The organism is Aggregatibacter segnis ATCC 33393, assembly GCF_000185305.1.
Lineage (GTDB): Bacteria > Pseudomonadota > Gammaproteobacteria > Enterobacterales > Pasteurellaceae > Aggregatibacter > Aggregatibacter segnis.
Genome location: NZ_GL622200.1, coordinates 1,401,023 through 1,418,643, shown reverse-complemented (window position 1 = coordinate 1,418,643; position 17,621 = coordinate 1,401,023). Strand labels below are relative to the sequence as shown.

The 17,621-nt window shown below is 43.9% G+C and carries 15 protein-coding genes and 1 pseudogene; 5 read left to right on the top strand and 11 right to left on the bottom strand.

Annotation, left to right across the window (positions count from 1 at the left end; translation table 11 throughout):
* Position 1 precedes the first annotated feature (1 nt).
* On the bottom strand, positions 2 to 445 hold the full coding sequence (rimI, locus tag HMPREF9064_RS02880; protein ID WP_006718977.1) for a ribosomal protein S18-alanine N-acetyltransferase: 444 nt from the start codon (positions 443 to 445) through the stop codon (positions 2 to 4).
* Positions 446 to 457: 12 nt separating this feature from the next.
* Complete coding sequence (locus HMPREF9064_RS02885; RefSeq protein ID WP_006718975.1) at positions 458 to 898, bottom strand: DNA polymerase III subunit psi; 441 nt, start codon at positions 896 to 898, stop codon at positions 458 to 460.
* 67 nt (positions 899 to 965) lie between these two features.
* On the opposite strand from HMPREF9064_RS02885, the gene rsmC reads away from it, so the two are divergent.
* The 5 genes and pseudogenes from rsmC (at position 966) to glyA (ending at position 6,962) form a co-directional block, all read left to right on the top strand.
* A complete protein-coding gene (rsmC, locus tag HMPREF9064_RS02890; RefSeq protein ID WP_006718973.1) occupies positions 966 to 1,970 on the top strand; it encodes a 16S rRNA (guanine(1207)-N(2))-methyltransferase RsmC in 1,005 nt (334 codons plus the stop codon).
* A 101-nt stretch (positions 1,971 to 2,071) separates the two neighbouring features.
* Positions 2,072 to 2,212 (top strand): annotated as a pseudogene (locus tag HMPREF9064_RS02895) (PTS sucrose EIIBC subunit); the annotation flags it as partial.
* Positions 2,213 to 2,401: 189 nt separating this feature from the next.
* Positions 2,402 to 4,003, top strand: coding sequence for a bifunctional phosphoribosylaminoimidazolecarboxamide formyltransferase/IMP cyclohydrolase (gene purH / locus HMPREF9064_RS02900; protein ID WP_032998191.1), 1,602 nt, complete (start codon positions 2,402 to 2,404; stop codon positions 4,001 to 4,003).
* Between the two features lie 192 nt (positions 4,004 to 4,195).
* Entirely contained in the window at positions 4,196 to 5,485 is a 1,290-nt protein-coding gene (gene purD / locus HMPREF9064_RS02905) for a phosphoribosylamine--glycine ligase (RefSeq protein WP_006718967.1), read from the top strand.
* A gap of 214 nt (positions 5,486 to 5,699) precedes the next feature.
* Positions 5,700 to 6,962: a serine hydroxymethyltransferase gene (gene glyA, locus HMPREF9064_RS02910; protein WP_006718964.1), complete on the top strand. Its 1,263-nt coding sequence runs from the start codon at positions 5,700 to 5,702 to the stop codon at positions 6,960 to 6,962.
* A 161-nt stretch (positions 6,963 to 7,123) separates the two neighbouring features.
* Here the strand turns inward: glyA and secF are convergent, their stop codons facing one another.
* The 9 genes from secF to HMPREF9064_RS02955 all read right to left on the bottom strand — a co-directional run bounded on the left by secF (position 7,124) and on the right by HMPREF9064_RS02955 (position 17,512).
* Positions 7,124 to 8,089 carry a protein translocase subunit SecF gene (gene secF / locus HMPREF9064_RS02915; protein WP_032997941.1) on the bottom strand — a complete coding sequence of 322 codons (966 nt, stop codon included), beginning with the start codon at positions 8,087 to 8,089 and terminating at the stop codon, positions 7,124 to 7,126.
* A 17-nt stretch (positions 8,090 to 8,106) separates the two neighbouring features.
* The gene (gene secD, locus HMPREF9064_RS02920) at positions 8,107 to 9,957 is read right to left on the bottom strand and encodes a protein translocase subunit SecD (RefSeq protein ID WP_006718962.1); all 1,851 of its coding nucleotides are present in this window, start codon (positions 9,955 to 9,957) and stop codon (positions 8,107 to 8,109) included.
* Positions 9,958 to 9,987: 30 nt separating this feature from the next.
* Positions 9,988 to 10,287 carry a preprotein translocase subunit YajC gene (yajC, locus tag HMPREF9064_RS02925; RefSeq protein ID WP_006718961.1) on the bottom strand — a complete coding sequence of 100 codons (300 nt, stop codon included), beginning with the start codon at positions 10,285 to 10,287 and terminating at the stop codon, positions 9,988 to 9,990.
* Positions 10,288 to 10,449: 162 nt separating this feature from the next.
* Positions 10,450 to 10,671 (bottom strand): sulfurtransferase TusA family protein, encoded by a 222-nt coding sequence (locus HMPREF9064_RS02930; RefSeq protein WP_006718960.1) that lies wholly within the window; start codon positions 10,669 to 10,671, stop codon positions 10,450 to 10,452.
* A gap of 19 nt (positions 10,672 to 10,690) precedes the next feature.
* Entirely contained in the window at positions 10,691 to 11,209 is a 519-nt protein-coding gene (locus HMPREF9064_RS02935) for a hemerythrin domain-containing protein (protein WP_006718959.1), read from the bottom strand.
* 83 nt (positions 11,210 to 11,292) lie between these two features.
* Complete coding sequence (tgt, locus tag HMPREF9064_RS02940) at positions 11,293 to 12,444, bottom strand: tRNA guanosine(34) transglycosylase Tgt (RefSeq protein WP_006718958.1); 1,152 nt, start codon at positions 12,442 to 12,444, stop codon at positions 11,293 to 11,295.
* A gap of 108 nt (positions 12,445 to 12,552) precedes the next feature.
* On the bottom strand, positions 12,553 to 13,644 hold the full coding sequence (queA, locus tag HMPREF9064_RS02945; protein WP_006718957.1) for a tRNA preQ1(34) S-adenosylmethionine ribosyltransferase-isomerase QueA: 1,092 nt from the start codon (positions 13,642 to 13,644) through the stop codon (positions 12,553 to 12,555).
* A 282-nt stretch (positions 13,645 to 13,926) separates the two neighbouring features.
* Positions 13,927 to 15,315 carry a prephenate-dependent tRNA uridine(34) hydroxylase TrhP gene (trhP, locus tag HMPREF9064_RS02950; protein ID WP_006718956.1) on the bottom strand — a complete coding sequence of 463 codons (1,389 nt, stop codon included), beginning with the start codon at positions 15,313 to 15,315 and terminating at the stop codon, positions 13,927 to 13,929.
* Positions 15,316 to 15,493: 178 nt separating this feature from the next.
* Positions 15,494 to 17,512, bottom strand: coding sequence for a hypothetical protein (locus HMPREF9064_RS02955; RefSeq protein ID WP_006718955.1), 2,019 nt, complete (start codon positions 17,510 to 17,512; stop codon positions 15,494 to 15,496).
* Between the last annotated feature and the right edge of the window lie 109 nt (positions 17,513 to 17,621).

Below are 17,621 nucleotides of genomic sequence, written 5' to 3'. Positions count from 1 at the left end.
CTTATAAATAGACCGCCATGACCACGGCATTTTCCCGTTTTCCATCAGGCGTCGGGTAATAGTTTTTACGGATATCCACTTGATTAAAGCCCAGCGAATCATAAAGCGCTTGGGCTTTTTTATTGGATTCACGTACTTCTAGCCACAATGTCAAAATGCCTTTTTGTCTGAGTTGGGTGATGAGCTCGTTTAAGAGCTGTCGTCCGAGTCCCAAGCCTTGTTTTTTCGGATCGATAGCAATATTAAACAGGGTGGCTTCATCTAACACCGTCTGACAAATGGCAAATCCGTAAATCTGATGGCCTTCGGCGATCTTTAAATTGAGATAACGCTCGCCTTGGTTATTTTTCAGCGTACCTAAACTCCAAGGCACGGCGTGAGCCGCCTGCTCAATGGCATAAAGTGCGTCAAAATCTTGTGCTTCAATGGGCGAAATGCTTATCACGACAGATCCTTGTTATTCGGCATTGATGGAAGGGGATTGCTGAATGGTTTGCCAAAGTTGGCGTTTTGCCTGCGGATGTTGTTTAAATTCCTCAAGATCACCAGACTGCCACACATTTAACGGTTGTGGGAGAGGTAAAGTGCGGTCATTTTCCAAGGTGTTTTGAGAAAGCAACCAATAACTGACTTTATGGTTAACTTGCAAATAAGCAAGCTGTTCAAAGGTGATGTTTAATACTTGCTCGCTATCCAGGTTCAGGCTGCGTAACACATCCTGCACAACAGGCTGTTGCAATAGATTTTGCTGACTGATGATAATCAAACGAATAGGCTCGGCGACAGTGATATTCATTGCGCCTTTCAATGCTTCCGGGCGCACTAACTGCCATTGGCTAATGCCCATTTGTTGCAGTAATACATCTCGACGGGAGTAAGGTTGGCGCGTTTCTTGCATATCTAAAATCAATTCAATCCAGTATAATGGGCGCCCATTTTAACCAATAAGGCAGAGGATTAATAGCGTGATTTGTGCAGAAAGCGAAGTGTTGGAGCGGCATTTAGATTTTTTAACGGGGAAATCATTATTGCTTACCGGCGCGGTGAACGATGAGTTTCTTTCCCATTTACGACGCCAAGGTTTTAACGCCCGCGCTTGGAGTTGGTATTTTGATTACGCCAACCGAGAAAATCAAAAGCAACAAAGTGCGGTGGATTTTTCCCTCGAATTTCAACGCCAAGCCGATTTGATCCTGTTTTATTGGACGAAGAACAAGCAGGAATGCCATTTCCAATTAATGCAAATGCTTGCCAAAAGCCCGGTGGGACAAGAAATACTCATTGTCGGCGAAAATCGTAGCGGCGTACGTTCCGCCGAAAATAGGCTTGCGGACTTCGGCGATATTCACAAAATCGACTCTGCCCGTCGTTGTAGTCTTTATCATTTTCAGTTAAAAAATCCACCGCACTTTGAGCTGAATTCCTTCTGGAAATCCTACCAACACCCACAACTTGCCGATGTCACCGTGTATGCGTTGCCTGGCGTCTTCAGCGCCGCTGAACTGGATGGCGGCACTGCATTATTGTTGTCCACGTTAAAAAATGTGTCGGGCGATGTACTGGATATCGGTTGTGGCGCTGGTGTGATTGGCAGTTACATTCAAAAACATCATCCGAAAACCAAGCTTGTAATGACGGATATTCACGCCATGGCGCTTGAATCGGCACAGCGAACGTTGCGAGAAAATCAGTTGCAAGGCACGGTGCTGGCAAGCGATGTGTTTTCTCATGTGGAAGGAAAATTTGACCTGATCATTTCCAACCCACCATTTCATGATGGCATTGATACGGCTTATACTGCCGTTAACGAATTGATTAAACAAGCAAAATGGCATCTTAAAGCCGGTGGTGAATTGCGCATTGTGGCGAATGCCTTTTTGCCTTATGCCGACTGGATGGATCAACATTTCGGCAGCCATGAGGTATTGGCGAAAAATAACAAATTTAAGGTATATTCAGTGCGCGGATAAGTGAATAGTGCGTTATTAACACCATTGCGAACGCACCGTTTGTATTTTTGCCGGTATTGCTTGGTTTCTCCGCCACTCGTAAGTTTGGGGGTAACCCATTCCTTGGTGCGGCAGGTTTCTTAGGGATTCCGTCGATTAAACCGGACAGCCTTGCCATGTACAGCATTGGCATGGCCGTTTCCTTTATTGTGGCATTCAGCCTTTCCACGATTTTAGTGAAACGGGCGCAAGCCAAAGCATAGTTTGCCAACCTTGAGAAAGCACGAATTTGTGAAAGCGGATTCGTGCTTTTTCTTTTGTTCAAATGTAAAAATGCCTTTAAAAACGACCGCACTTTTTTACAAATTTTTCGTGCATTTCTACATAAACGCAAACGTTTGCGTTATAATACGCCACCTCAAATTTACTTCATAAATCAAAGGAAATTATTCATGCAATCAACTCGTCCCATTCGCCAAGCATTGCTTAGCGTGTCCGATAAATCCGGTATTGTGGAATTTGCCCAAGGCCTCGTAAAACGCGGTGTTAAGCTGCTTTCCACCGGCGGTACGGCAAAACTGTTAGAACAAAACGGCTTGCCGGTAACCGAAGTGTCCGATTACACCGGTTTTCCGGAAATGATGGACGGTCGCGTGAAAACCTTACACCCGAAAGTGCACGGTGGGATTTTAGGTCGTCGTGGTACGGATGATGCGATCATGCAGCAACACGGCATTGAAGGCATTGATATGGTGGTGGTGAATTTATATCCTTTCGCCGCAACCGTGGCAAAACCAAATTGCACGTTAGAAGATGCCGTGGAAAATATTGATATCGGCGGCCCAACCATGGTGCGCTCTGCCGCGAAAAACCATAAAGATGTGGCGATTGTCGTGAACAATCAGGATTTTGATGCCATTCTTGCCGAAATGGATCAACATCAAAACAGCTTAACCCTGGAAACCCGTTTTGATCTTGCTATCAAAGCATTTGAACACACCGCGCAATACGATTCCATGATCGCGAACTATTTCGGTCAGTTGGTGAAACCTTATCATGTTGCCGCTGAAGAAGATGCGGAGGCGAAGTGCGGTCAATTCCCACGGACTTTAAATTTGAACTTCGTGCGTAAACAAACCATGCGTTACGGCGAAAATGCCCATCAAAATGCCGCGTTTTATGTGGATCTCAATGTAAAAGAAGCGAGTGTGGCGACGGCAAACCAACTGCAAGGTAAAGCCTTGTCTTACAATAATATTGCCGACACCGACGCAGCCCTTGAATGTGTAAAAGAATTTGATGAGCCGGCCTGCGTGATTGTGAAACACGCCAATCCGTGCGGCGTGGCCTTAGGCAAAGACATTTTAGACGCCTACAATCGCGCCTATCAAACAGACCCAACCTCAGCCTTTGGTGGCATCATTGCGTTTAACCGTGAATTAGACGAAAAAACGGCAAATGAAATTGTAGAACGTCAATTTGTGGAAGTGATTATCGCACCGAAAGTGTCTGCAGAAGCTGTTGAAGTGGTGAAACGTAAGAAAAATGTCCGTTTGCTTGAATGTGGAGAATGGCAAGCCCGTACCCAACGTTTAGATTTCAAACGCGTGAATGGCGGCTTGTTGGTGCAAGAGGCGGATTTAGGCATGGTGGGCTTGGATGACTTAAAAGTGGTCAGTAAACGTCAACCAACCGAACAAGAATTGAAAGATTTATTATTCTGCTGGAAAGTGGCGAAATTTGTGAAATCGAATGCCATTGTTTACGCCAAAGATAACCAAACCATTGGCATTGGTGCAGGTCAAATGAGTCGCGTGTATTCGGCCAAAATTGCCGGGATTAAAGCGCAAGATGAAGGCTTGGAAGTAGCCGGTTGTGTGATGGCATCCGATGCGTTCTTCCCATTCCGTGATGGCATTGATGCGGCGGCGAAAGTAGGCATTCAATGTGTCATTCATCCGGGCGGCTCAATGCGCGATCAGGAAGTGATTGATGCGGCAGATGAACATAATATGGTGATGGTATTGACCGGAATGCGGCATTTCCGTCATTAATTTATGTCGTTACTTCGCTCAATGAGCGACTTACTTTTTTACTTATCCCCCCTCTTTCGTAAAGAGGGGGCTGGGGGGGGAGATTTAAACGATGCTAAATGTACTATGAGGTTGAAATAACCTCTGCCAAATCTCCCCTACCCCTCTTTGCTAAAGAGGGGATTAAATTCAAAAAGACACAAGGACTACAACATGAATATCCTCATCATCGGAAATGGCGGTCGTGAACACGCCCTTGCTTGGAAAGCGGCGCAATCTCCATTAGCAGATAAAATTTTCGTTGCACCGGGCAATGCGGGAACAGCGTTAGAACAAAAGGTCGAGAACGTGAATATCAGTGCAACGGATGTTCCTGCGTTGGTTAAATTTGCCCAAGATAACCACATTGGTTTAACGATCGTGGGGCCTGAAGCACCGCTTGTGATTGGCGTGGTGGATGCGTTTCGTGCAGCGGGATTGAAAATTTTTGGTCCAACGCAAGCGGCAGCGCAATTGGAAGGTTCAAAAGCTTTTACTAAAGATTTCTTAGCCCGTCATAAAATCCCAACGGCAGAATATCAAAACTTCACTGAGGTCGAACCGGCATTGTCTTATTTGCGTGAAAAAGGTGCACCAATTGTCGTTAAAGCGGATGGCTTGGCGGCAGGCAAAGGCGTGATTGTGGCGATGACGTTGCAAGAAGCGGAAGACGCGGTGCGCGATATGTTGTCCGGCAATGCCTTTGGTGAAGCAGGCAGTCGAGTGGTCATTGAAGAATTTTTAGATGGCGAAGAGGCGAGCTTTATCGTCATGGTGGATGGCAAAAACGTCGAACCTATGGCGACCAGCCAAGACCATAAACGTGTGGGTGAAAAAGACACGGGCTTGAACACCGGCGGCATGGGGGCTTATTCTCCTGCGCCAGTAGTGACACCGGAAATTCATGATCGCGTGATGCGTGAAGTGATCTATCCGACAGTCAACGGCATGGCGGCAGAGGGCAATGTTTACACCGGTTTCTTGTATGCCGGTTTGATGATCATGCCAAATGGCCAGCCAAAAGTGATCGAATTTAACTGCCGCTTCGGTGATCCGGAAACCCAACCGATTATGTTGCGTTTGGAATCGGATTTGGTGGAACTTTGTCTTAAAGCCTGTGATGGCAACTTGGACGAAGTGAAATCCCAATGGAACCCGAAGGCTTCTTTAGGTATTGTCTTAGCAGCAGAAGGTTATCCGGGGGATTATCGCAAAGGCGCTGAAATCAGCGGCTTGCCACAAAATGCGGTCAAAAATGAGAAAGTTTTTTTGGCAGGCGTAGAAGCGAAAGCGGGCAAGTTAGTTACCAATGGCGGTCGCGTACTTTGTGCAACGGCATTGGGTGAAAGCGTATTTGAGGCTCAACAGAAAGCACTAAAACTGGCTGAACAAATTCAATGGAATGGTCGTTTTTATCGCCGTGATATCGGCTACCGCGCCGTGGCTCGTGAGCAGAAAAAATAGCGGAAAAATTGTTCGCAAGTTCATCTGCGTACTTGCGAACGCTAAACGGGATTGTCGGCAAAGGCGGCGTTAAAAATCCAATGGATTTTTTGACCGCACTTTTATGAATAGTTTTCATTGATTTGATGAAAATTTAGGACTTAACTTTTAATTAAATTTCAATCCATAAACAGTTAAACTATACCACTCAAAATTACATAACGAGGAAAACACAATGTTTAAAAAGAGCATGAACATCGCTGATTACGATCCGGTTTTATGGCAAGCCATTCAAGATGAGAATCGTCGTCAAGAAGAACATATTGAATTAATCGCTTCTGAAAACTATGCCAGCCCGCGCGTAATGCAAGCGCAAGGTTCTCAATTCACCAATAAATATGCGGAAGGCTATCCGGGTAAACGCTATTATGGTGGTTGTGAGTACGCTGACATTGTGGAACAGTTGGCGATTGATCGTGCGAAAGAATTATTTGGCGCAGATTATGTGAACGTGCAACCGCACTCCGGTTCACAAGCGAATGCGGCCGTTTATATGGCATTATTAAATCCGGGCGATACCATTTTAGGTATGAGCTTGGCACACGGTGGCCACTTAACTCACGGTGCTTCTGTGAGCTTCTCCGGTAAAATTTATCATGCAGAGCAATATGGCATTACCGATGAAGGTTTGATTGACTACGATGCTTTGCGTAAACAAGCGCATGAAGTGAAACCAAAAATGATTGTGGGCGGTTTCTCTGCTTATTCTCAAGTGGTTGATTGGAAAAAAATGCGTGAAATCGCAGATGAAGTAGGTGCTTATTTATTTGTCGATATGGCTCACGTTGCCGGTTTAATTGCGGCGGGCGTATATCCGAATCCACTTCCGTATGCCCATGTTGTTACAACAACAACCCATAAAACCTTAGGTGGTCCACGTGGTGGTTTAATTTTATCTGCCAGCGGCGATGAAGAGATGTATAAAAAACTTCAATCTGCTGTTTTCCCGGCAGGTCAAGGTGGTCCATTAGTTCACATTATTGCGGCAAAAGCAGTGTGCTTCAAAGAAGCATTAGAGCCGGAATACAAAATCTACCAACAAAATGTCTTGAAAAATGCGAAAGCCATGGTGGAGGTATTTAAACAACGAGGTTACAAAGTGGTTTCAAACAGTACCGAAAACCACTTGTTCTTGGTGGATTTAGTTCAACAAGGTTTAACCGGTAAAGCAGCGGATGCAGCACTTGGTAAAGCAAACATTACCGTGAATAAAAACTCGGTACCGAATGATCCACAAAAACCATTTGTGACTTCCGGTATTCGTGTGGGTACACCTTCCGTCACCCGTCGTGGTTTTAACGAGCAAGACTGTCGTGAACTTGCCGGCTGGATGTGTGATGTGTTAGACGCACTCGGTAAAGACAATGAAGAACAAGTGATTGCGGCGACAAAAGAAAAAGTATTGGCAATCTGTAAACGTCTTCCGGTTTACGCCTAATATTTAAGGCTTTTATCTTTAAGCGGCGACTTTCGCCGCTTTTTTATTGCTTAAAGAGCGGTCGAAAAATAAAAGGTTTTTTCTGATGTATTATAGAAATGCGATAAGTGTGGAAAATAAAAAAGGTCGTTAAAAAACGACCTTTTTTGTTTTATTGATTTTTATGGTAACTCTTCAATATCATCTTTATTCACTTTAGGTTGAACCATGTGTTCACGGGTTAAACCTAAGTCATAGGCGATAGCAATCGCAATGAAGATGGAAGAATAGGTACCAAATCCGATCCCGATGAGCAAGGCTAGCGAGAAGCTGTGAATTGTCGGACCGCCGAAGATGAAGAGGGCGATAACGACAATTAACGTGGTGAGCGATGTCATAATGGTACGGGATAGGGTTTGGGTTAAGGAAATATCGATGATGTCGATGGCTGAAATCCGTCTGATTTTACGGAAGTTTTCACGCACACGGTCGAATACCACGATACTGTCGTTTAACGAGTAACCTACCACGGAAAGGATCGCCGCAATAAAGGTTAAATCCATTTCGATTTGTAAGTAAGAGAAGGCACCGAGGGTGACAATCACGTCGTGCGCTAAAGAAAGCACACCACCGGTTGCTAAACGCCATTCAAAACGCATGCCCACATAAAGCAAGAGCATAATGAGGGTGGCTAAGGTGGCGTAAATTGCCCCTTGGGTTAATTCCTCACCTACGTTAGGTCCGACAAACTCAATGGAACGAATTTGAATATCACTATCCAATGTGTTCAGCATTTTTTTGACGTGATCGCCGATTTGCGCATCATCGGTTGCCGGTAGGCGAATCATCACATCGCGCACACCGCCGGTGGTTTGCACGAGTGGACTCTCAATGCCGTTTTGTACTAACGTAGAACGGATTTTTTCCAAATCTGCCGGTTGAGAGAAGTGGGTATCAACCACCACGCCACCGGTGAAATCTAAGCCCCAGTTGAAACCTTTGGTAAATACAAAGAATAAGGAAACCGCGATAATCACAACGGAAGCAAGGTAGCCCCATAGACGAAATTTCATGAATTCCACTAAACGGAAAGGGAGTTTAATGCCTTGAATTTCTTTAATTGGCTGACTTCTATTTTCTAAATTCACAATATATTTCCTCACCGTTAAATTGATAATTTATCAATTCGTTTGCCGCCGTATAAGAAATTCACGATTGCGCGTGTTCCGGTGATTGCGGTAAACATGGAGATAGCAATCCCTAAAGATAAGGTGATTGCGAAGCCTTTGATCGGCCCCGTCCCTACAGCGTAGAGTGCTACCGCAGTCAAAATGGTGGTTAAGTTCGCATCAAAGATAGAACTGAATGCACCGCTATAACCTTCGCTAATAGCTTGCTGAACAGGGCGACCGTTGCGAATTTCTTCTTTTATCCGCTCAAAGATCAATACGTTTGCGTCCACGGACATCCCAACCGCCAATACGATACCGGCAATCCCCGGCATAGTGAGTGTGGCGCCCGGTAATAAGGACATTAAACCGACTAATAAAACGATGTTGGCGATCAAAGCGACATTGGCAATAAGACCGAATTTACGATAGTAAATGACCATAAAGGCGACGACGATCATTAAGCCCCAAAAACTTGCTTGCAAACCTTGTTCGACGTTTTGCGCACCAAGAGATGGGCCAATGGTGCGTTCTTCCACGATTTGAATCGGCGCAATTAACGCACCGGAACGAAGTAACACCGCAAGGTTTTGTGCTTCTGCCGGAGAGTCTATACCGGTAATTTGGAATTGACTACCGAAACGACCTTGAATGGTGGCAACGTTAATCACTTCTTCGTGTTTTTGTAAAATGGTTTTGCCATTTTCGTCTTTTTTGCCACTGTCTTTATATTCCACATACAACGTCGCCATTGGTTTTTGGATGTTGGCGCGGGTAGTTTGCGACATGATTTCGCCGCCTTCGCTATCCAAGGTGACGCTCACTTGCGGTCTAGAGGTATTTTGATCCACACCGGAACTGGCGTTCGTAATGTGTTCACCACCTAATACGGCACGTTTATATAGCACGATAGGGCGATTGTTTCTGTCATATTTCACTTCAGAATCAGAAGTCACCATGCCGCGAGCGGCTGCCTCTAAGTTTGCATTACCATTGACTAAGCGGAATTCAAGGGTCGCCGTAGCACCCAGAATTTCTTTCGCGCGAGCCGTGTCTTGCACCCCCGGCAATTCAACCACGATACGTTCTGCACCTTGGCGTTGAATTACGGCTTCTGCGACACCAAGTTCGGTGACACGTTTACGCAAAATACTTAAGTTTTGTTCAATCGCACTTTCGCGAGCTTCGTTTAATGCCGCATCAGATAACGCCAAAGACAGGGTATTATCAGAAATCGCACGAATGTCTAAGGTCGGATGCTGTTTGCGCAAATAACGCTGTACATCAGATAACTGTTCCGGATTAACCAAACTTACGATTGTGGAAAAATTCTCCGCTGACTTAATAGCGCTGTATTGATATTTTTCTTTGCGCAATTCGGTACGTAAGGAATCTTGTAATTGCTCTTGACGTTTGGTGAGCGCAGAGTTCATATCCACTTCCATCAGGAAGCGTACACCACCACGCAAATCTAAACCCCATTTCATCGGATTGCCGCCAATACTGCTTAGCCATTTTGGTGTTGCCGGTGCAAGGTTTAGGGCGATAGAGTAGTTATTGCCTAATTTTTCAGTGATCTTATCTTTGGCGAGTAATTGGTTATCGGTATTGTTAAAACGTACAAGAATAGAGCCGTTTTCTAACACGATGGATTTAGTTGCCAGATTATTTTCTTTTAGGACAGTTTGAACTTCGCTTAGCACGCTGGAATTAGCTTCCTGGCCACGAGTTCCTGAGATTTGTACGGCAGGATCTTCACCGTAAAGATTTGGAAGAGCGTATAAAATACCAATGGCGACCAAAAAGATCACCATTAGATTCTTCCATAAAGGGTAACGATTTAACATAGATTTCCTGTTCCCTTGAGGAATGTAAGATTAAAGGGTTTTAATTGTGCCTTTCGGTAATACCGCTGCGATGTAGTTGCGGTTGATGGTCACTTCAGTGCTGTCGTTTAACGCGATAACGATGCTGTCGCTGTTTTCAACTACTTTGGTGATTTTACCAATGATACCGCCGGCGGTTAATACTTCGGTGCCTTTGGTTAATTCGGACATTAATTTTTTGTGTTCTTTATTTCTTTTCGCTTGCGGACGATAAATCATGAAATAGAAAATCAATCCGAAGATGATAAAAATAAATAACATTGACATTGGGCTGCCTTGTTGAGCTTCCATTCAAATTTCCTTTTAGTTAATGAAAAGAGAAGACGCTATGGAGCGTCCGTAAACTGATAAAAATCGGCTGTTAAAATACCATAAATTCGCTGAAATGTGAAAATGATATTGTAAAAATGACGGCAAAAACGACCGCACTTTTGAAGGCTGAAAATAGGGAGGTTACTTGTTTATTTTGGTGATTTTAATGGTACGTTGAGATTGACTTATTACGGTAAAAGATAACTGCTGAGCTTCGCAAAATAAACGAAAATCTTCGATGTCACTTTCCGCAGCAAGCCACACCGTCAATACATCATTTGGGGCTAATGTGTTGACGGCATTTTTCGTCATCAATAACGGCAGAGGACAACGATACTCACGAGTATCAAGTTGATATTCCATAATTTAAATCAACGATAGCTTAGGCTTGTACGCGACGACGAGCGCTCATTATGTCACCGATTTCGCGTAATTCCGATTCTGACAAATGTTGTTTACCCAGCTCAAATAATGGCTCTTCCAAGGCGATATGTTTGTCGTAACCTGAGACCACATTGTTGATCAACGCCATATCGACATTCTCCCGTTCGCCATTCAACAAGGCTTGCAACTGTTCAGATAATTTCGCCCAGTTATCATGTAAGGTCACGTGCTGTCTTTCTAATTCATCAATGTCTTTTTGCGCTTCCGGCACATATTTTACCAACAATGGGAAAAAATCTTTTTCCTCATCATCATGGTGCAACGGGGCTGACTGATTGAAATAATTGAGAATTTGCTGAACGTCATTTTTCACCGCCTGATTACAACCGTTTTTTGCCAAATAATCGGGCAAAATAGTTAGCTGACGACAAAAACGTTTCACTTTGCTATGACAGGCATACAACATTTCAATGGGTTCATTCCAACTGGCGAATTTTTGAGGTTCAAGGATTTGCATAGAAACTCCTGTGAGAGGTAAAAGTGCGGTGGAAAAAACACGTAAATTTTTCACCGCACTTTTTACGGATGATTTTTAGCTGATTATTTTTCTGTTTCTGCAAGTTGTAACGGCGGAACAGGCTTGCCGATTCTCGCATAAAAGTCCACCACAAAATCATCGAAGCGATCTTCTTCAATGGCTTGGCGGATTTCCGCCATTAAACGTTGGTAATAACGCAAGTTGTGGATGGTGTTTAAGCGCGCCCCGAGGATTTCACCGCATTTATCCAAATGATACAAATAAGCCTTGGTGTAATGCTTACAGGTATAGCAATCACAGTGCGGATCTAACGGGCTGGTATCGTCTTTGTATTTGGCGTTGCGGATTTTCACAATGCCATCAGTGACGAATAAATGACCGTTACGTGCATTACGGGTTGGCATGACACAGTCGAACATATCGATGCCGCGGCGTACGCCTTCCACTAAGTCTTCAGGTTTGCCCACGCCCATTAAATAGCGTGGTTTGTCGGCAGGGATTTGCGGGCAAATGTATTCCAAAATGCGGTGCATATCTTCTTTCGGCTCGCCTACGGCTAAACCGCCCACGGCATAACCGTCGAAACCGATGTTCACCAAACCTTCCAGGGACACTTTGCGTAATTCTTCAAATGTACCACCTTGGATAATACCAAATAGTGCGTTTTTGTTACCTAATTCATCAAAACGGTTGCGGCTGCGTTGTGCCCAACGTAAAGACATTTCCATGGATTTTTTAGCGTAGTCAAACGTTGCCGGGTAAGGCGTACATTCATCGAAAATCATCACAATGTCAGAGCCCAAATCATATTGGATTTCCATGGATTTTTCCGGTGATAAGAAAATGCGTTCACCGTTGATTGGGTTTTGGAATTTCACGCCTTCTTCAGTGATTTTGCGCAACTTGCCTAGACTGAAAACTTGGAAACCGCCGGAGTCCGTGAGGATAGGACGATGCCATTGCATAAAATCGTGCAAATCGCCGTGTTTACGCATGATTTCTTGCCCCGGGCGAAGCCATAAATGGAACGTGTTTCCAAGGAGAATTTCTGCGCCGGTGGCGCGTACTTCTTCCGGTGTCATGCCTTTTACTGTGCCGTAAGTACCGACAGGCATAAACGCTGGGGTTTCAACCGTAAATGTACCTTGTGGTCGTTCAAATACCAAGCGACCACGACGGGCGTTGCCACTGGTTTTATCTAATTCATACTTCATTTTATTTCCTCAACGAATAAACAGTTCGAAGGTTTTAGTCAATAAAAAAGCCTGAGTAACAGGCTTAAGTTGTAGGATTTTAGGTGGAGAACCTAAATAAGTCAATTTCTATTCCATTCCCTTCACATGGGGATTTTTGCTGATAAACATGGCATCGCCATAACTGAAAAAACGATAGCGATTTTCCACCGCACTTTTATACGCATTCATCGTATGGCTAAATCCGGCAAACGCAGAAACCAGCATAATCAACGTGCTTTCCGGCAAATGGAAGTTAGTAATTAAACAATCCACCACGCGGAATTTTTTGCCCGGATAAATGAAAATAGACGTATCGGAAAAATACGGTTCAATTAACACATCACGTTGTTTTTCTTCCGCCGCTAATGCTGCACTTTCAATGGAACGCACGGAAGTTGTGCCCACGGCAATCACGCGTTTGCCGGCTTTCTTGGTGGCGAAAATGGCATCGCAAACCTCTTGAGACACTTCCACGTATTCTGCGTGCATGACATGATCTTCAATGTTTTCAACTCGCACTGGTTGGAAGGTTCCCGCGCCCACATGCAAGGTTACAAAGGCGAAATTGACGCCTTTCTCTTTGAGTTTGGCTAGAAGTTCATCATCAAAATGCAAACCGGCTGTCGGTGCGGCAACCGCCCCCGGCACTTTGTTATAGACGGTCTGATAACGCTCTTGATCCGCTTCTTCGTCAGGACGATCAATATAAGGCGGTAAAGGCATATGCCCGATTTGTTGTAAAACGTCAAAAAGTGCGGTCTGTTTTTCGGCGATTTCAATTTCAAATAAACTGCCTTGGCGACCAACCATCAGGGCTTTTACACCGTTGCCTTCGCCTAATTTATCTTCCCCTAAAATCAATTCAGCCCCTTCTTTCGGCGCTTTAGAGGCGCGAACATGGGCAAGAAAACGAGATTCGCTTAATACGCGTTCCACCAAGACTTCAATTTTTCCGCCACTGATTTTGCGCCCGAACATCCGCGCAGGAATAACACGGGTATTATTGAAGATCATCAAATCGCCCGGATGAATCAACTCCAACACATCGGCAAAAGTGCGGTGGAAAATGTCCCCGTTTTCGCCATTCAACTGTAATAAACGGCTGGCAGTTCGTTCTGTTTTAGGATAACGGGCAATCAACTCATCAGGTAAATCAAAATAAAAATCGGCAACACGCATAATGGAAAATCTGGTTTGAAAAAGAGGGCGGTAGTCTAGTGCGAATTGGGGAGAATCTCAAGGAAATAAAAGAAATCACGCTAATTTCTTTTGGTGAATATATAGGAGAAAGCTCTTTGTAAGAGCTAATTCATCCTTTAATCTATGTTTTGCCTTTTTCAAAGCAAAAAAAAGCCCTTTCAAGGGGGTAAGGGCTAAAAGTATTTGGAGTCATATTTTTTTAGGGTACGAGTTGCATTATATGCTTCCAAATTAATAATGCAACATTTATTTAACAATAAATTAACTTTTCTTTTCATGCGGGTTGCGAGTGTTGGTATCAACCAAATTTCGCATGAGCAACGCATAGTCCAAATGAATGTCTTGTGGCACATCTAAAAAGACAAAATGCCCGTCGCCCAAGGCTGCATCGACCTCGGCATTTTTACGGTTGAGCATTTTGTTGATTTTAAACACGATATTGCCTTGCGGTGTCATCATTTCCACTTCATCGCCAAGTAAGAATTTATTCTTCACAGCCACTTCCGCCATGCCAAGTTCATTACGTTTGCCGGTGAATTCGCCGACAAATTGTTGGCGATCGGAAATGGAGTAGCCGTAGTCATAATTTTGGTATTCATCATGGGTGTGGCGACGTAGGAAACCTTCGGTATAACCACGGTGGGCAAGGGACTCTAAGGTGTCCATTAAGCTTTCATCAAACGGTTTACCGGCGGCCGCATCGTCAATGGCTTTGCGATATACCTGAGCAGTGCGGGCGCAGTAATAGAAGGATTTGGTACGACCTTCGATCTTTAAGGAATGTACCCCAAGTGCGGTGAGTTTTTCCACATGTTGTACAGCGCGTAAATCTTTCGAGTTCATGAAGTAAGTGCCGTGTTCGTCTTCAAAAGCGGTCATTTGCTCATCAGGATTTTGCGCTTCGGTGTAAAGGAAAACTTTATCGGTCACGGCGCCTTCACCCAAGGTTGGGGCGACATTTTTCACCTCAATCTGTTGGCTCGGGTCGAATTTCGGCACGATATTGCCCACGTCATCTACTTTTCCTTCTTCCATTTTGTATTCCCAACGACAGGCATTCGTGCAGGTGCCTTGGTTTGGATCTCGTTTGTTGATATAGCCGGAAAGGAGGCAGCGGCCGGAATACGCCATGCAAAGTGCGCCGTGTACGAAAATTTCCAGTTCAATATCCGGCACTTGTTGGCGGATTTCGGCGATTTCATCAAGAGAAAGCTCACGCGACAAAATCACGCGGGTCAACCCCATTTGTTTCCAGAATTTCACAGTTGCCCAGTTCACTGCATTGGCTTGCACGGAAAGGTGAATATCAATGTCAGGGAAGTGTTCACGTACCAGCATAATCAAACCGGGATCGGACATGATCAGTGCATCCGGGCCCATGTCGATCACCGGTTGTAAATCTTTAATAAAAGTTTTGAGCTTGGAATTGTGCGGCGCAATGTTCACCACGACATAGAACTTTTTGCCGAGCGCATGGGCTTCATCGATGCCGATTTTTAAATTAGCGTGATTAAATTCATTATTGCGTACGCGCAAGCTGTAACGCGGTTGACCGGCATACACGGCGTCTGCGCCATAAGCAAAGGCATAACGCATATTTTTTAAGGAGCCGGCAGGGGAGAGTAATTCGGGTTTAAATGAGGTTGTCATAGTTGTCTCTTATGGTCTGATGTCAAGTCAGGAATTTGCACAAGGCAAATCGTAAAGACGGGTATTTTAGGCCGATTTTGCTTTTTGTAAAGGATAAGTGCGGTGGAAAAATAAAATGTTTTTTAGTCGAAACCGAATGAAAAAAGTGGGCATATAGCCCACTTTCTTGTGAGGGTATTTAGTCGTTACTTTCTGACTGAGAAGAATCCATCATTAGTTCGTGTTGCTTCAGAAGTTCTTCTACGGTTTTTCCGTTAATTAGAAAACGGTTATTGTCCCTTTCTAATGTCAGAACATAGTTATCGCCTTCTTCGATAAATATCGGAAATAGTCGTTCTTCCGGTTTAAGCTCAGCCAATAAGGCTTGCCAAAATGGTGAGGCTCTTTTGATTTTTAAACTTTCTTCATCAGAAGTCTCCGCGAGGCCTTTGTTTAGAACAATATTGGTTGTGCTTTGCATATTTTCGATGAACATGTCTGCGATGGACTGTTTATCTTTAGTTGTTTTTAAAGCGCCTTTAAGATGAATACTCACCGGATAGGCTTTTGTGGTTGGATAGGTATTTAAATTGAAGGTGAGGGTTGTGTTATCACTGGCTAAGTCTAGGGCTTTCCATTGATTTCCAAGGAGTTTTTGTGTGGTTTCCGGTGTGAAATAAGCTGAACACAATGATGCAGTCAACCCAAAGCAAAACTGATTTTCTGCAAATTGAGCAACATTATTCACGGTGAGCGGTAGATTGAACGCAAGATCTTCCATTTGCGCTTGTGCTTCAGACAACGCCAGTTTTTTTAGTGAAAGCGTGGAATTTCCACGATATTGGTTGTTTTCCTCTGAGCCTTGATGTTTTAACGCTAATGTTTCCAAGGAGACATTTTGGTAATTAAATGCTTGTAATGAGATTTCTGCATTGCTGCTTCCAGCCATTGTGTTTGCCCATTGTTTCTTCAGCTTTAATAAGGTCTTGTTATCTTCTTTGGGGGCATTTTTGATGGAGAGGGCATCTAAATAGAGCGGAATAAATGCCAATTTGTTTTCCAAGTTATAGCCATCAAGTTGATAGACGATTTGAGCTCCTTTGGCTTCCCATTGTTTGTTTTGATCTTCCGGCGTCTGTTTGATGTCGGCAACATTTAATTGCAAAGCCAGATTGGCTTTAGTGAGATCTGCATTTGCCATCGTTAAATTGAGTTTTGCCTCATTTAAATTAAAGTAAGGCTTTTGATTTTTAGGCGCATCCACGGATTTGACGGAAAGGGTTCCGTTAAATGTGTGATTTTGCGTGAGGACGGCGGATAAAAAATTGGCTACATGTTTAATGTTTTGCTCACCGTTTAGCTGTTTCTTAAATTCATTGGCAAAATCCACCGCACTTGTTACACCGTGCTGTTGTAGATTCAGCGTTATGCCGTTAATCACGGTTTGGCTTTCTTCTGTCGTACGTTCTTTGTTGGCAATGCGTAAGGTGTCGCTACTCAATTGGGTGGAAAGATCGCGCAAGTCTGTATCAGCCGATTTTGTGACACCGAATTGATAACGGGTATTTTTCAGTTGGATTTTGGTGTTTTCGCCATTTAACAAATCCCATTCGGCGTTTTTAGCATTGAGTTCAAGGGTTGAAATGTCGTATTGGTTTTCACCAACAGGCACAAATTTAATCTGGGCACCAATTTGTTCTAATTTGCTGTTTTTATCATAGTTAAAGCCGCTTAAGTTGGCATTAAGCGCTACGTTTTTTGTGCCTGCATTAAAGTCTAGACTGACTGAAAGCGCTTGCGTTTTGTTCGTAAAATCACGGAAGTCGGTAAGTATGTTTGATTGCAGATAATCGCCAACCGGTGAAAATTTGCTGTTAATGGTGTTTTTATCAATGGTGATATTGAGATCTTTGTTTAATTGACGCACCAATTGTTCGGAAAGTTTCGATTCTGCCGTAATGAAAAAAGGCAATGCCGTCAGTTTGGTAGAAATAATATTGGTTTTTTGACCATCATTATTTTCTAAACTAAAGGTAAGCTCACGACTGAAAAAGTTCTTGGCACTTTCCGTCACATTGAGGCTGAGTTGATTATCTAAAGAATAAGGGAATTTTTGTAAAACCTGATCCACTTGCTGATTGGTATAAAACTGCGCGCCCCCACCAAGTGTAATAATCATGGCAGCAAGGGTTAAAGTGGCTTTTCTTTTTTTACTCATGTGATTCTCAAGCTTAGGTTAAGGTTGTTTCGATGACGATACGGAACGCCAACGTTAAAAATGCCGTAAATAATAACCGCACTTTACTCTCTTGAATATAAAGTGCGGT